Source organism: Wolbachia endosymbiont of Drosophila simulans wHa (assembly GCF_000376605.1).
GTDB lineage: Bacteria > Pseudomonadota > Alphaproteobacteria > Rickettsiales > Anaplasmataceae > Wolbachia > Wolbachia pipientis.
In genome coordinates, this window is record NC_021089.1 from 423,016 (window position 1) to 439,094 (window position 16,079).

14 protein-coding genes are annotated in these 16,079 nt (G+C 35.3%); 11 read left to right on the forward strand and 3 right to left on the reverse strand.

Going from position 1 to position 16,079, the window contains the following annotated elements:
- Window positions 1–86 precede the first annotated feature (86 nt).
- From WHA_RS01895 to WHA_RS01905, 3 genes are all read right to left on the reverse strand, one after another.
- Window positions 87–1,979, reverse strand: coding sequence for a hypothetical protein (locus tag WHA_RS01895; RefSeq protein ID WP_041573510.1), 1,893 nt, complete (start codon window positions 1,977–1,979; stop codon window positions 87–89).
- 133 nt (window positions 1,980–2,112) lie between these two features.
- Window positions 2,113–3,333, reverse strand: a complete 1,221-nt coding sequence (locus tag WHA_RS01900; RefSeq protein WP_015589002.1) for a DNA modification methylase — start codon at window positions 3,331–3,333, stop codon at window positions 2,113–2,115.
- Between the two features lie 103 nt (window positions 3,334–3,436).
- Window positions 3,437–3,916 (reverse strand): crossover junction endodeoxyribonuclease RuvC, encoded by a 480-nt coding sequence (locus tag WHA_RS01905; RefSeq protein WP_458694876.1) that lies wholly within the window; start codon window positions 3,914–3,916, stop codon window positions 3,437–3,439.
- A gap of 555 nt (window positions 3,917–4,471) precedes the next feature.
- On the opposite strand from WHA_RS01905, the gene WHA_RS01910 reads away from it, so the two are divergent.
- The 11 genes from WHA_RS01910 (at window position 4,472) to WHA_RS01960 (ending at window position 16,075) form a co-directional block, all read left to right on the forward strand.
- Window positions 4,472–4,966 carry a sigma-70 family RNA polymerase sigma factor gene (locus WHA_RS01910; protein WP_010962699.1) on the forward strand — a complete coding sequence of 165 codons (495 nt, stop codon included), beginning with the start codon at window positions 4,472–4,474 and terminating at the stop codon, window positions 4,964–4,966.
- Window positions 4,967–5,060: 94 nt separating this feature from the next.
- On the forward strand, window positions 5,061–5,882 hold the full coding sequence (locus tag WHA_RS01915; RefSeq protein ID WP_015589003.1) for an ATP-binding protein: 822 nt from the start codon (window positions 5,061–5,063) through the stop codon (window positions 5,880–5,882).
- Window positions 5,883–5,893: 11 nt separating this feature from the next.
- A complete protein-coding gene (locus WHA_RS01920) occupies window positions 5,894–6,682 on the forward strand; it encodes an AAA family ATPase (protein ID WP_015589004.1) in 789 nt (262 codons plus the stop codon).
- A 37-nt stretch (window positions 6,683–6,719) separates the two neighbouring features.
- The gene (locus tag WHA_RS01925; protein WP_010962695.1) at window positions 6,720–7,220 is read left to right on the forward strand and encodes a hypothetical protein; all 501 of its coding nucleotides are present in this window, start codon (window positions 6,720–6,722) and stop codon (window positions 7,218–7,220) included.
- Window positions 7,205–8,455: an AAA family ATPase gene (locus WHA_RS01930; protein WP_227738584.1), complete on the forward strand. Its 1,251-nt coding sequence runs from the start codon at window positions 7,205–7,207 to the stop codon at window positions 8,453–8,455. The genes WHA_RS01925 and WHA_RS01930 overlap by 16 nt, the downstream gene beginning before the upstream one ends.
- A 17-nt stretch (window positions 8,456–8,472) precedes the next feature.
- The gene (locus tag WHA_RS01935) at window positions 8,473–10,521 is read left to right on the forward strand and encodes an AAA family ATPase (protein ID WP_015589006.1); all 2,049 of its coding nucleotides are present in this window, start codon (window positions 8,473–8,475) and stop codon (window positions 10,519–10,521) included.
- 90 nt (window positions 10,522–10,611) lie between these two features.
- Window positions 10,612–11,295 (forward strand): hypothetical protein, encoded by a 684-nt coding sequence (locus WHA_RS01940; RefSeq protein ID WP_015589007.1) that lies wholly within the window; start codon window positions 10,612–10,614, stop codon window positions 11,293–11,295.
- Between the two features lie 6 nt (window positions 11,296–11,301).
- Window positions 11,302–13,236, forward strand: coding sequence for a DUF4815 domain-containing protein (locus WHA_RS01945; protein ID WP_015589008.1), 1,935 nt, complete (start codon window positions 11,302–11,304; stop codon window positions 13,234–13,236).
- A gap of 4 nt (window positions 13,237–13,240) precedes the next feature.
- Window positions 13,241–14,425: a hypothetical protein gene (locus tag WHA_RS01950; protein ID WP_015589009.1), complete on the forward strand. Its 1,185-nt coding sequence runs from the start codon at window positions 13,241–13,243 to the stop codon at window positions 14,423–14,425.
- 4 nt (window positions 14,426–14,429) lie between these two features.
- Window positions 14,430–14,624 carry a hypothetical protein gene (locus tag WHA_RS01955; protein WP_015589010.1) on the forward strand — a complete coding sequence of 65 codons (195 nt, stop codon included), beginning with the start codon at window positions 14,430–14,432 and terminating at the stop codon, window positions 14,622–14,624.
- Window positions 14,621–16,075, forward strand: coding sequence for a hypothetical protein (locus WHA_RS01960; RefSeq protein ID WP_015589011.1), 1,455 nt, complete (start codon window positions 14,621–14,623; stop codon window positions 16,073–16,075). Before WHA_RS01955 ends, WHA_RS01960 begins: the two co-directional genes overlap by 4 nt.
- The last annotated feature ends 4 nt before the right edge of the window (window positions 16,076–16,079 follow it).

Sequence of the window (16,079 nt, forward strand, 5' to 3'; positions counted from 1 at the left end):
GGCGTCTTAGAGATATTTTACTAATATAGAGCGAAGTACTCCGGTTTATAGCTGCTTTCTTTTTACATAGTGAAATTTGGCCATTTTCAACTAATACTATAAATTGCATCTTTGTAGTTATGAGATTCAACCACTACTTGCTCTAGCGTTAAACTGCTGCATTTGGCATCTTTACTATGGTTTTCTTCAAGCACTTTTGTCCTTGCTTCCTTTATTTCCTCAATGAACTTTCCATTAACTTTTTCTGGTTCAATTCTTTCCTCACAATATACAAGATTTGTGCAATTTGTTTTTCTGTAGTAATGTACTCCAAGGAATATCACTGATAGTGCAAGTATACTCGAGCCTATAAGTAGTGATAACCCTACGTTATTAATCAAAGCGTTCTGGTAAAACTTCTGTACACTATTAATACCACCTTCTACATACAGTAATAAAGGCAATACTATATTTGCAGCAACCAAACTGCTTAATAATGCTGTAAATAATGGCCTATCTTTGATTACTGATTCTACTTTATTTCTTCTACTAATGACTTTGTCGTCAATATTAATGAAGTTGTTCTTACCCTCCCAAGCGTTAAGTGTAAAATGCGAATGAGTACCATTGCCGTATTCCAGTTTGACTGATTTTATTACTTTATCTTTTGATTGATACTCTCGCACCTGATTCAAAGTTTCATTCGCATTCTTTCTCCCTATTTGACACTCTTCAGTATCTCTAAATTGCTTTATTCCACAAAATATCGGACTAATTGCAACCAATAATGCAACAGCTAGAATTGGTATAGTTACATAGATGACACTGTTTGCAAAAAATGCAATAAATTGTGCTTTATCCTGTAAATATACCAAAGCTGCAGAAACGCTAAGTGCAACAGCAGCTATACCGAAAATTATAAATTCCTTCTGCTGCACTGCATATTTTACTCTTGGCAAAATTCTATTTGTTTTCTTTTCTTTTTTAATTAACGGGGTTTCTTCATTATCACTTTTTTCTGATGAGCTAGTTGAAAGTGTAACTGGACTATCATGATTTAATGACATATTCTCCCATCCTTGATTGCCACAAGACTCACGCATTTCTGTTACTTGAGAATTTGATCTTGTCATCTCTGCACTTCTATTGTCTATTCCACTATCACTTCCTTCCAAACTCTTTTTTAAAAATTTTGTATTCAGATCTACAGGTTCACCAATTATATCTTCTGATCCTTTCTTAATTGATGTTTCTTCAGAATTTGACTTTTCCATCTCCGGACTTTGATCGTTTATTTCACCATCTAACCCTCTTTTCGAGAATTTTTTATTTTTGTCTATAGTTGCATAAATAGGTTCTCCTATAGCTTCTTGCTCATCACATTTTTCTCCATTTAATTGGAAAGAAGAATGTGGTAGCTTTGGTGGTGCAATATCCTGAATAATACTCAACCGATGATTTTCTGCTGTTCTAGGTGAAGGTGGAGCTACATTTCTAATATTGTCCTTCTCCAACATTCCATTCCTAGGTAACGGCTTTGGTTTATCTCCTAATTCTTTATCCTCTTCCTCTTTTTGCATTTCTTTTGTATTGTCTATTTTGGGGTTGGAAGATGTGTTGGATGCTGCCTCAAACTGATCAAGAGAATACGGACGGTTATATTCTATTCCATTTGCCTCACAAACTGCATTAAATTCGTCCTCTATGTCTTTACCATCATCAAATACTAAAGAAGAACAACTCACTGAAAAATCAGCACCTGCTTCGTCTATTTTTGCTGTAATACTGCTATCGCTACTATTGCTAATCACATTTAAAGAAGCTAGTTTGCATTCAGTGTTCAGGTCAGGTTCTTGCTTCGTACCTTTTTCAAACAATTCAATTCTCTCCTTAACAGATAGTGTAGAATTTGAAACATTATTTTCTACTTCTTCAGAAAACGATGCTTCATTATTTGTTTGCGACGTTACTACTCCAGCTAACGTCTTTTCTTGATTCATCGAGTACACCACATTTAATCCAAAGTTATTTGTTACGCTAAACTCATTAAAATACGGTATATACCAGTAAATTAATATTACAACTACCAAGGCTTACTAAATTTCTGTTTGCGTTATCTTTTCCACTTTTTTCTTACTGTTTTTCTTCTTGAATCTCTGAAAAAGTTTTACCAGCACCAGAAAGAATTGCTTCCCTACCTGTGTACACTTGCCAACGTTTTATGGTTACATCTACAAATTTTGAATCTAGCTCTATTGTCCTACAAATTCTTCCTGTTCTCTCACATGCAATCAGTGTACTTCCAGAACCGCTAAATGGATCAAGTACTATGTCTCCTGATCTGCTGCTGTTTACTATTGCTCTCTCCATTAGCTCTACTGGCTTCATTGTTGGGTGCAGTGAGTTATGTATTGGCTTATCATAAAACCACAGATCACTTTGATTTCTACCGCCATGCCACTCACGTTTATTGCCGCTTTTCCATCCATAAAGCATTGCTTCGTATTGTCTTTGATAATCTGATCTTCCTAGCGTAAAGTGATTCTTCGCCCAAATGATAAAAGTTGACCATTTTCCTCCCGCTTCCTCAAATGCTTTTTGCAACGTTGAAAACTCTGATGATGATGCACAGATGTAAATTGCATCTTTAGTATATGCTAAAATATGAGTACAAATATCATAGAGAAAAAGCTCATACTTTTCACCTTGATTATCGTTTAGTATCTTTTTATCCTCTCTTTCTTGACTGCTACCATAATCAACGTTATATGGAGGATCACAAACAGTAATGTCTGCCATTTTATCATCTAACAGCGCTTTATATGATTCAACTACAGAGCTATCACCACAATAGATTCGATGATCACCTAAAATCCATAGATCACCTGGTTTTGTTATTTCTACCTTTTTGTCATCACCAACCAAGTCAGAAAAATCTTCTTTTTCACTATCTAAATCATCAAGGAAATGTTGAACTTTTTCTAATTCAAATCCAGTCATTTTAAGATCAAACTGTAAATCTTCTAACTCTTGAATTTCTACTTTCAAAAGCTCATCATCCCACTTTGCCCAATTAGCTGATTGATTTGCCAGTAATCGAAAAGCTTTAGTTTGTGGTTCATTTAAATTATCACTTAAGACCACTGGTATACTTTCCATACCAAGTTTTCTTGCTGCTTTAAGTCTTAAATGACCATCAACCACAGTGCCATCACTTTTTGCAACTATTGGTATACGAAAGCCAAATTCTCGAATAGAAGCACACATTCTGTTGACCACATCGTCATTTTTACGTGGGTTACGCTCATATTCAACTAGGTTTCGAGTAGGATAGTAGTGGATTGCTAAATTCATATCTTAATAATTAAAAAGTTAATATTCAAAATATATCTGACGCTAGAGAAGGCCTGGGGTTGAACCCACCAAATCCGCTAGTATGGCTGAAAGGACCCACTTTTTATGGGTTTTTTGTCTTATTAATATCTTTACTAATATAGAACATTAATGCCAAAGCATCGGCCTCATTATCATCTCTAGGTAAAAAACCTTTTCTCTTTACAGCTTCAATAACTTCACTCTTACTTGCATTGCCTTTGCCTGTTATAAAGCGTTTTATAGTTTTAACATTAACACCTTTGTACGGCACATGATGCTCTTCACACCAAGCAGTCAGAACGGCATAAAAACCACCATAACAATGCGCTGCATCTGTTCCTAAATGTCTTCTTACTTCCTCAAAATACACTGCAGTGAACTTATGTTCTAAAGAGTTAAGCCAATTGTGAAAACTCAAAAAGCACATGCCACCTCCACTGAAACGACTACCATGAAAGCTTTTGCTTCCACTTTCAATTACTCCATCTGTCAGAATTGCCCAGCCGGTTTGCTTGCCGAGATCTAGCGTTAAGATTGACGTACAAAAACTCCTTTGTGTAATTAAAGTTCAATGCCCTGTATAATATATATGTACGATGACTCGCAAATTCGTCCGCAATTTTGAAAAAAAATTTCATATCCTGCCATTTGAGTTTTTTTCATCTTTACTTATCTTAATAACTATTTTACATAACTTATATTACGCCAATATTTATATTATTATATTATCATATATTATATTTTACCTGTATTTAAATATATATATAATATATATAAGACTTCAGTAATCCGTAAACCCTCTTTACTGGCCGATTTTAGCCACTTAACTTTAGAAACGGCTTTTAGGAATAGAACATAAAAAAGACAATATTATCAATAACTTAACGATTACTGCTTTCTGAAATACTAATTAGTAACTCAGAAATTAGGTACGAAATTGGTAGTTTTTTACCTATGAAAAAGTAGCTTCAGTAGTGTATCAAAACGTTTAAATCTTATTTTAATTTTTAAAGATTTTATTCTTTTAGATAAAAAAAATTATTACTACTTTTTTATAATAAATTAGTCATACAAAGTCTTGGTAAAAATCTCTATTCATGAAACTTTTGGAGTTTTTATGAAGAATTCTTATCAAGGAATCGATTCTACAATTGTTAAACATGTGAGATTTCAAGCTTCGCGCCTTAAATCCAAAAGCTGTTTTATTAACGAAAGTCTCGAAGATATAGAACAAGAGCTTTTTTGTCAGGTTTGGCAATATCTTAACCAGCACGATGAGAAAAGAAGTAGTTTTAGTACTTTCGTTGCTAGATTAGCTAATTATTGTGCTCGCAATATGTTACGCAATCAGTTATGTCTAAAACGTAATATAACTTTTGATGATATAAACGACGATATTCCAGATCATAGGAACTCGGAAATCGAAGCGATAATTCGCACTGATATAAATAATATAATTTCAACTTTGTCTGAAAAAGATAGTAATTTATGTCAATTACTTAAGGTATTTACTATTACTGAAGTTTCTGTAATAACCAAAATACCAAAGACAACTATCTATCGCACACTAGAACGAATACGCAATAAATTCTCAGTTTTAGAGAAGTTATAAGCTCTCGATTATATTTGCTCAAAATTTTTTTTTTGCAAATTGCGGACGAATTGCCTAGGTCATCGTACATATATATTTAGGTACTGGGAGAAAAATGAAAATAATGAACAGCAATGAACGGCTAAAAGTTCAAACAGGTATAAAAATGGTCATCTTTGGTCCTTATGGTATAGGTAAAACTAGTCTCTTAAAGACCATAAATGAACCAACACTTTGTCTTGATTTTGAGGCAGGTTTACTTGCTGTTCAAGATTGGCAAGGGGATTCTGTAAGTATTCGTACTGGGAATGAGGCAAGAGATATTGCATGTCTCATAGGTGGTCCTAATCCTGCGTTAAAATCTGACTCAGCATATAGCCAAAGACACTATGAGCATGTATCCAGTAAATACAAAGAGCTTGCTTCGGAGTTTCTCAAGTATCGATGTGTTTTTATCGATAGTATTACAGTAGCCTCGCGTTTATGTCTTTTATGGTCAAAAATGCAACCTGAAGCTTTTTCTGAAAGATCAGGAAAACAAGATATGAGAGCTGCTTACGGGTTACTTGCTCAAGAAATGATGGCTTGGCTCAATCAGTTTCAACATATTCCAAATAAAGACATCATTACAGTTGGAACTCTTGGACAATACCTCGATGATTTCAATCGCTCAACTTGGCTACCTCAATGTGAAGGAGCTAAAACTGCAAGTGAAATTCCAGGTATTGTTGATGAGGTAATCAGTATGGTTGGAATCAAGAAAGATGATGGTACAGAGGTTCGTTCATTTGTCTGTCAGACGATTAATTCTTGGGGATATCCTGCTAAAGATCGAAGTGGTTGCCTTAATATGGTTGAAGAACCGCATCTAGGAAAACTTCTTACAAAAATTAAAACTAAAGCTTTTGCAATTCAACCTGTCACGCCCAACATATAGGAGGTTATTATATGCTACAAAACTTTTTAACTATTGGTCAAAAAATTCCTTTTTTCAGTGTGAAAGAATACTTGGACGATCGATCGCCAATACCAGAGGATATAATCTCACCAAGAATTTTAACAAAAAGAGGCTTATTGGTACTGGGTGGCCCACCTAAAATCGGCAAAAGTGACTTTTTGATTTCATGGCTCGTTCATATGGCTGCAGGTGTTCCTTTTCTTGGTATGGTTTCAAATAGACCTTTAAAAATTTTCTACATGCAAACTGAAATTGAATATGAATATATGAAAGAACGTTTGCAACAACTTGATAATGAACTTTTGAATGTAGCTGCTAACAACTTAATCATTACGCCAAAAGTGCACTTATCATTTAATCATGATGAAATAAGTGAAATTAAGGAGATTGTAAATGAACGCTTTAAACCTGATGTTTTGGCCATAGATCCATTACGTAACATCTTTAGCAGTGAATATGGGAATGAAAATGATAATAGTGCTATGCTGTTCTTTCTGCAAAAGACTCTTGAGAAGCTACGCAGTGCTGTCAATCCAGATGCTTGTATTGTACTCACTCATCATACAAAAAAATTATCGAAAAAGATGCTCGAAGAAGATCCATTTCAAGGCCTAAGTGGTGCTGGATCTTTACGTGGATTTTACAGTACTGGTATGGTGATGTTTGCTCATGATGAAGAAAGCAGTGCACGCCAGATAGTATTTGAGCTTCGCAATGGTGAACGCGTGCCAAACAAACTTGTCGATAAGATAAATGGTCATTGGCAGCTAATGGAATAGCTAACTTTCACTTTAAAGTCAACTTATAGGAGAGCGTATGCTACAAGATTTTTTAACTGATTTTAATAATGCAAAACTGCAGAGCAGTTTAATACCGAAAGGTACAATAGTCAAGGTAAAAATGGCAATAAAGCCTGGAGGTTATGAAAATTGGTTCACTAAAAACTACACTACTGGCAGTATCTATTTAAATGTAGAATTTACCGTCACTGAAGGCCCATATGCAAAACGCAAGATTTTTCAGATTATAGGTATCAAAAATGGCAAAGCAGAAGGTGAAGAAGACATCTGGGGAGAATCTGGACGTTCTATGCTGCGTAGTATTTTGGAATCATCCAGAAATATTCATGCAAATGACACTTCAGAGAAAGCAGTTACTGCTAGAAGAATAAACTCTATAGCTGATTTCAACGATTTAGAGTTTACAGCAAAAGTAGGCGTTGAAACTAATAATACATACGGAGATAGAAATAGGATTACTACAGTTATTACTCCAGAATTACAAAAAAATTTTCAAGATGATTGGTTGCCATTTTGAAGTATGACGAAGGAAAGTTGTGGGCTGCTGTTATTACTAGAGCTATTCAGGATGCAGCAGGAAAAAACCCTAAACTTAAAAAAGAGGCTTGTCAATGGATTCGCTCACGATCTTTTGAAACTGTTTGTGAGCTGGCTAATCTTGACTTTAAACGTCTAAAAAATATGTTGAACAAATTTGGAATAAACAAGGAGAACTTTATGGATTTTTCATCTAAAAATGCTTTGAAAATAAAATCGTTATTAATTAATAATATCAAAGATTGTTTATCTTATTTGTTACCTGAAGGCAAATCTTACCAAAATAAATTCTATATTGGCAGTAGAAATGGAAATAAGATAATAGTTGAAATGGAAGGAGAAAATGCAGGAAATTGGTACAACCTGATCGAAGAAAAGAAAGGAAATATAATAGACCTTTGGACTTTAGTTAAAGGTAATATAGATTCTGCTGAAACATGGTTGAACGGTAAAGATGAAAGAAGTTCCATATTACAAGAAAAACAAAACGAAGGAAAAGCATTTTCTGTAAATCATTACTTAAATGACAAATCACCAATGCCACAAGATATAATAGGCCCAAGAATTTTGACACCAGGTGGTCTTTTGGTCATAGGTGGTACTCCAAAGATTGGCAAAAGTCATTTTCTTCTTTCTCTATTAGTACATCTGGCAGCAGGAAGATCATTTCTTGGCATGAAACCTACAAGACCGCTAAAAATATTCTATCTACAAAATGAAATGGAATATGATTATATTAGAGAACGTATACAACAACTCAATAAACTTCCTCATTTAGCAACAGAAAACTTAGTTGTGACGAACAAGATGAATTTGACCTTAAATGAAGAAGGTATAGAAAAAATAAAAAATATGGTAGAGGAAAAGTTTGATTTAGTTGTGATTGATTCTCCTTATAATTACGTTAACTATGGTCTACAGCATGCAATAGAAAAACTACGTTCCAAGATTAATACTATGGCTGGAATAATCATCACAAATCACACCAAAAAAGTATCTACCTCTACATTGGAAAAGAATCCATTTCAAGCTCTCGTTGGTGCTAATGCTTTAAGAAGTTTTTATACATCTGGAATAGTAATATTTCAACCCAATAAACGTACAAATATCTTGCAAGTAGTATATGAACTTAGAAACGGTAGATCTATACCAACAAAATTCATCAACAAGATTAATGGATGTTGGAAATCTGCTAACGTTATAGCTAGAACATAAAAATTCTTCAGGTAGGTATGGATATTTATTGTTCACAAAGAAATGGACATTATAAATTATTAGGGAAGAAAGAACAGTTAAGAACTCAACTCCTATCAAATATAAGGTCATGTCTTTCTTATTTACTGCCAAGAGGAACTTTTCGTGGTGATAAGTTCTATGTAGGTGATCTACAAGGCAATAAAGGACAAAGTATGATAGTGGAGTTAACTGGCAGTAAAGCCGGATTATGGCATGATTTTTCTACCGGAGAAGGAGGAGATATTTTTGATCTTTGGGCTGCTGTTACTGGAAAAAATCAATTTACTGATACGATAGAAGATATTGCTAAGTGGATTGGTTATTCGGAAAAAAATAACACTCTGGGGCAACCAACGGCATCATGGAACTATTACGATAAAAGTGATCAAGTGATTGTTACAGTTTATCGTTATAACACTGATTCAGGAAAAAGATATCTTCCTTTTGATGTAAAAAGGTCTAGTTTTACTCTACCAGAGACCAGGCCTTTATATAATATTCCAGGTATCATGAAATCTGATAAGGTAATTTTAGTTGAAGGTGAAAAGTGTGCAGATGCTCTGATAGAGCAAGGTATGACTGCCACAACTGCAATGTTAGGAGCAAATGCACCAATAGAAAAAACAGACTGGTCACCACTTAAGGGTAAGCATGTTATTATTTGGCCAGACAATGATGAACCAGGTAAACAATATGCTGAGAAAGTTGTGAAAAAGCTTACTTTTCTTGGTGTTTTATCACTTACTCTTCTTGAAATACCGGAAAATAAACCAAAGGGATGGGATGCGGCAGACGGCATACAAGCAAATATAGATATTTCTGAATTCATTGAAAGTAACTCGAGAAAAGTAATTGTTAAGCAATTGCTTAATATTCAAGAATGGAGCATAGAACGTTTTATAGGTCCAGTACCAGAGCAAAAGTTTCTTGTTGAAGGGTTATTTCCTTTAGGAGTGACATCTATTCTAGCTGCAATGGGAGATACTGGTAAAGGTATGCTTCTGCTTGATTTAGCACTGAAAGTTGCGAGTAGAAAAGATCAGCCATGTGGTTTTGGTCCTTTAGTTACTGAACATGGATCTGTGGTAATTTTCTCAGCAGAAGATGATATGAGTGAAATACATCGTCGTTTGGAGCGTCTTGACTCACAATGCGAGAGATTAAAATATAAAGATAGGCTCTTTATTGTACCATTACCAAATGTTAGTGGATCACTTACAATCATAAAGAGTGTTTCAGGTAAAGTGATAGAGACTTCTCCTGAATTTGAATCGATAACAAAACAACTTAATAAAATAAAAGACTTAAAATTAATCGTATTTGATCCACTTGCATCATTCGTGCATGCTGATTTAAATACTGACCCAGCCGTAGGCGATTATTTGATGTCTTTATTATCTGATTTAGCAGGTAGCACTGGAGCATCAATAATTACTGCCCATCATATGAGAAAGCCAAAAAGTGAAAAACCTATATCGACTGTTGAGCAAGCACGTGATGCCATTAGAGGTACATCTGCTCTTGTTAATGGTGTTAGGTGTTCATACGCTTTTTGGTCTGTGGAAGATGCAGCTAAACCGACAATTTTTAAATCAATAGGAGAATCTGTAAGACAGAACGCATTATTTTATGGAGCAATTGTTAAAGCAAACGGTTTGGCTGATCGCACTTTACGCACTTATTTAAGAAATGAAGAAACAGGATTGTTAGAGGACATAACTGAAAGATTAAGGATAAAAAATATGAACGAAAAAGATTCAAAGCAGCATCTTATAACTGCAATTACACGAGCAGCAATTTCTGGACATCCATTTACCCATACAGGAAGTACAGGAGTGTATAAACAGCGGCATAGACTACCTGAGGAGTTTCACAGTATAGGAAGAGATAGAATGGAGCGTATAGTTCAAGAGCTGTTACAAACACGGAAGCTGGTTAAGGGAATGGCTACTGGTTCAAAAGAAGATAAATGGCTTGACATTCCTAGCGGACCATTTGCTCGCGGCGTTGGAAAGTTTAGCTGTGGAGCTGAGCTATTCTCCTAAAAAATTTTTCTGATATAAAAAAATATTTTGATTTTTGCGGACGAATTTTGAACTCACCGTACATATATAATATAGGGGGCTTAATTAAAGATGTCAATACTCACACAGTCAGGAAGAGCAGCAATAGCAGCCAGCATCAAAAAGCAATCTATCCATCTTGCTTGGGGAAGTGGTGATTCAAGTTGGGAAAGTAGCCACAAAGTAGAAAAAACTTTCGTTAAGGGTGAAATAAAATTTGATCATCAACCTATTAAAGATGTGAAGGTTTTTACAGGGCAAACAACTTATCAGCCAAGTATTGACTATACAGTTAATGGCAGTACTGGTGTAATAAAACTTACGGAAAATAGCTCTATTCCAGTAAGTGATAAAGTTACTGTAGAGTATAGTGAAAGCACACCACCAGAGCTGATAACTTCTGAAAAGCTGCTCAATGAACTTGGCAGACGTACTGCAGACGAAGTGCTATTCTGCACAGGTGATGAAAACGGTGAACTTATAACTCCATCTGGAAGGTTTAGGCCCTCAAATGTACCAACTAATAATCTCTATCTCAAATTTACTTTCGATTTCACAAACGCAGCAAATCAAGTTATACGGGAATTAGGGGTTATGGTTGGTACTAAAGTAAAAGAAGAATTACCTATAGGACAGAGGTATTTTGAACCACAAGATATAGAAGACCCAGGGATCTTATTAGTTTTAGAACACACTGTACCACTTATCAGAACATCTGCAACTCGGGAAACTTTTTCATTTGTTGTAACCTTTTAGAATAAAATGACTTTAAACGCCTATTATAACCGCTTTAATCCTGACAAAGAGTACGAAAAAAGTTTGTTCCTTGCAGGAAGAGGTCTACAGTCTGCAGAATTAAATGAGACTCAGGAGTATGCTCTTTCTAAGCTTAAAGGCATAGGTGATGCAATATTTCGTGATGGTGATGTTATAACGGGAAGCAATTGTATTATAGATAGAGAAACTGGTAAAGTTACACTTGAGTCAGGAAAAATCTATCTGCGCGGTGCAGTTAGAAAAGTTGAAAAAGAAGAATTTATTATTCCACTGAGTACCACAGTTCGCATAGGTGTTTATTATGTAGAATCTACGATTACAGAACTTGAGGACGAAAATCTTCGTGATCCTGCTGTTGGTACAAGAAACTATCAGGAAGTAGGAGCTGCAAGACTTAAAGTTTCTACCATTTGGGGTTATCAAGCAGAAGGTCTTTCTCCACGTTTTTCTGAAGGAGAATTTTATCCAATTTATAACATTGAAAATAGAGTATTAATAGAACATTCACCGCCACCACAAGCAAATATAGTAACTACCGCTCTTGCTCGTTATGACAAAGAAGCAAATGGTTCCTACGTCGTAAATGGTCTTGAAGTAATGTTCCTGCAAAAGGAAGAGGGAGAAGGAGGAAAAAAAATATTTGTGATTAATGAGGGCAAAGCTCATGTTGATGGCTATGAGATTGAACTTCCTCACAGTATTCGTGTTTCTTTTGATGAAGATCCGGATATAAAATCAGTTGAATCAGAACCACATACTTTTCAGCCAAATAGCCAAAGAGTAATGGAACTGAAGGTTAATGATTTTCCAATAAGTGAAATTAAAAAAGTAGATATAACCGTTCAAAAAACCATTACCATTACTCACGGTTCATACTCAGGAGCTGTTGATCCAATACCTGACTCTGCGGTACTTGAGATTATTCAAATTAAACAAGGCAATGTTATTTATGAAAATAGTATAGACTATAAGTTAAATGCAGGAAACGTTGATTGGTCATTACCCGGCAAAGAACCAGCACCTGGAAGTAGTTACCTTATAACCTATCGCTATCGCACTCAGGTAAGTCCTGAAGATATAAATGAAGAGGGATGTAAAGTAAGAGGTGCCGTTGATAACAGTCTGGTTCTGATTGATTACACCTGGAAAATGCCACGCTATGATTTAATTACTATCGATAGCAAAGGAGCAGTAAGGAGAATAAAAGGTATAGCTCACCCTTGGCGACCATCAATGCCTAAAGCACCTAGCGGACAACTTTTGCTCTGCTACATTCATCAGACATGGAAAAACGGAGAAAAAGAAGGGGTAAAAATAGTGAATAATGCTATTCATGCTGTACCGATGAATGAGCTTGAAGCAATGAAAAAAAGAATAAATGATCTTTATGCTCTTGTTGCACAGGAACGTCTACGCAGTGATGCAAATTCAAGAGAACCTACCACCAAAAAAGGAGTATTTGTTGATCCGTTTTTTGACGATGATATGCGTGATCAAGGAATTTCGCAGTCTGCAGCAATAGTAAACAAGGAATTAATCTTACCTATAGATGTGGAAATTATTGATGTTGAAAGAGGTAAAGAACCTTATCTTTTACCTTATAAACTTGAACCGGTACTGGAGCAGCTTTTACAGACTAAAGGAGAAAAGATTAACCCGTATCAAGCTTTTGATCCAGTCCCGGCGCAAATTACTCTAAATAAAAACATTGACCACTGGACAGAGGTTACCACGAATTGGAAAAGTCCAGTAACAAGAGTATTTAATGTTAAAGAAACGACAGAGCTGCTGTCAAGTACTTCATACGAAACTGAATTTATGAGAGAAGCAGTACAGAATTTTGAAATTGAAGGTTTTGAGCCAAGTGAGAAGCTTAAAGAGATAAAATTTGACGGAATAATTATTCAACCTATAGCATAAAAATATGTTAATAGTTAACAATCAAGGACAAATAAGTGGAAAAATAAAAATCCCAGCAAATATTCCAGCAGGTACTAAATTAGTACAGTTTTATGGTGATAAAGGAAGCTATGGAGAAGCAACGTACACTGGTAAAAAAACTATTACCATAGAAGAGAGAAGAAGAGTTATCGCAGCAAGAAGAGTTGATCCTTTAGCGCAAACATTTACTTTAAATGAGAGCAGACACATAGGAGGTCTAGAGTTATGGTTTATAAATAAAGGCAAAAAACGTGTTGTTGTGCAGATTAGAGAAACAGCAGTGGGAATGCCCTCGCAGACTGTCATTGCTGAAAGTTATATTGAGCCAAAAGATATAAAGATAGATGGCACAGCAACACGTATAGAATGGTCACCAATGTTTTGCCATGCAGGAGAGGAGTATGCGATAGTACTACTTACTGATGATGCAGATACTGCAGTAAAAATAGCAGAGCTTGGCAAGTATGATGCAGTAAATAGCCGTTGGGTAACAAGTCAACCATATCAAGTAGGAGTATTACTGTCATCTAGCAATGCAAGCACCTGGACTCCACATCAAAATTTAGATTTAACGTTTCGACTACTAGCTGCAAAATTTAGTGAAGTTTCTCATGTTGTTGACCTGGGCAAAGTTACTGTAAATAATGTATCAGATTTAATTGTTTTGACGAACGTCGAAAAAGTAGCATTTGATACCAATGTAGAATTTATCTTAACAGATGAAGAGGGAAGAGAAAACTTTTTGTCTGATAATTTGCCGCTCGCGCTGCGTGAAAGAATAAATGGGGAATTAACGGTAAAAGCAAGCCTAAAAGGAGGGCGAGAAAAAAGTCCTGTTCTCTATCCTGGGTTACAGCTAGTTCTGGGTAATCTTTCAGAGTTCGGAGATTATGTTACAAGAAGCATTACAGCAGGAGCTAACACTAAGATTACCATAACATATGATGCGCTGATACCTGGCACTGCAGATGTTAAAGCATATGTACAAAAAAACGTGGATTGGCAATTAGTAAATTTAACATCAGGAAAACCAATTGGAGAAAATTTGGTAGAGAGAACTCATGTGCTATCAAATTTTAATGGTAATGATACAAGGATAAAATTGGTTTTAAGTGGAACGGTTGTCTATCGTCCAAAAGTCAAAAATCTACGAATCATTATCATTTAGCAGAATGTCAGATGATAAAACAAGTAGAGGATACTCTTTGCCTCATCCAGAAAACATTGCTGTGCAAGATGTTGTTCGTATCCGTACCACAATTAAGAAAATAGATGAAGATATTACCGAAAGAGAAGATGAGCATAATCAACTTAAGAGTAATTTTGAGCGGTTTAATTTTGAGACTTTTTTAAATTTTTGGAAATGAAAGAAGCAATATACCAAAGGATAAAGGATTTAGCAGCAAACAGCACACCTGATCAACTGGCATATCTTGCAAAATCGCTGGAATTGATAGCAGATAAAAAAGCTATTGCTGACATTGTGCAGATGACTGAGGTAAAAGAGATAATTGATGCACTACAAAAGAGGCTTAAGGATTTAGCAGCAAACAGTACACCAGATCAATTAGCATATCTTGCTAAAGCATTGGAATCAATAATCGACAAAAGTGCGGTTTCTGAAATTGTACAGATGACAGATGGTAAGTTAAAAGAACTCTTGAGCGCTGCAAGGACGCACTTAAGTGACATAAATAGCAATAAGGAAAATTCAATATCTGCAATAACTGAAGCGAAAACAGATTCTGTCAATGAAATTAACAAGCTTAGGGATAATTCCTTAAATACTTTAAAAGCATCATCAGATTCGCATATATCGCTACTTGATACGAGAAAGAATGCCAATATTGCAGCAATAAATAGCATTAGTAACAGTCATAAAGATGGTCTTAAAGGTTTAGTAGAAGATTTTCGTGCTGTTAATAATGTACCATCTGGCTCATCAATTATTAGGGAAATAGAAACTCGAATTGAAAACATTTCTAATGAGGTAAAAACTCGGGATGAACAGTTAAAAGTGTCTCTTATAAATGAAATAAGAAAGCGCAACATGGTTGAACCAGGGTCATTACCTTTCTTATTTGGTGTACTTGGCAGAAAAAATAATTATTTTGGCCACGGAACTTTTACGACAGAGCTTGGAAAGTGGAGTAGTGATATAACAAAAACTGACTATATGTTACAACTACTAGCAGGTAGCCATACGTACAATACAGATTACGTTAGTTTTTATCGGCCAAGACAACTAAGTTTTATAGAGGGAAGTAAAGGAACATTTATTTACGGAGAGTTATGCACAAAAAGTTTTTCGGGTAGTTATGATGAGATATACTATTACCCGTATGCTGCACTTGGAGTAGTATTTGTAAAAAATACAACCAATGTGAACATAAATAAGACAATGGAATTTGTTGGATCATCGTATTCGAGTACGGAGTATGGGGGAGCAGGATTATTTGTGGGAACTCCTGATAACACTAATTCTAATAAATCAAGTATTTCAAAAATAGTATGGAAAAATGTTTACCAATACACGAGTTCTGATAGCAAGTTAGCCGGATCTGGTAATGTGGAGATTCCAGCAGGAAAAACAGTTGCAATATTACTTTACACATCATCTTATCTGTATTCCAGAACACAAGTTAGTCAAGGTATGCTTGCATCAAATTATGTACACAACTATGGTCAATTTATTCAGTGGGGGATTTATAACATACGTAGCAATTTTCTCACCACAGGGCTTGAGGTAGATGTGGAAAGGACGCTCAGGGGTTGGCAATGTCCAGGGTTAGAACGAACTGATCAAATATGGCAATGAGGAG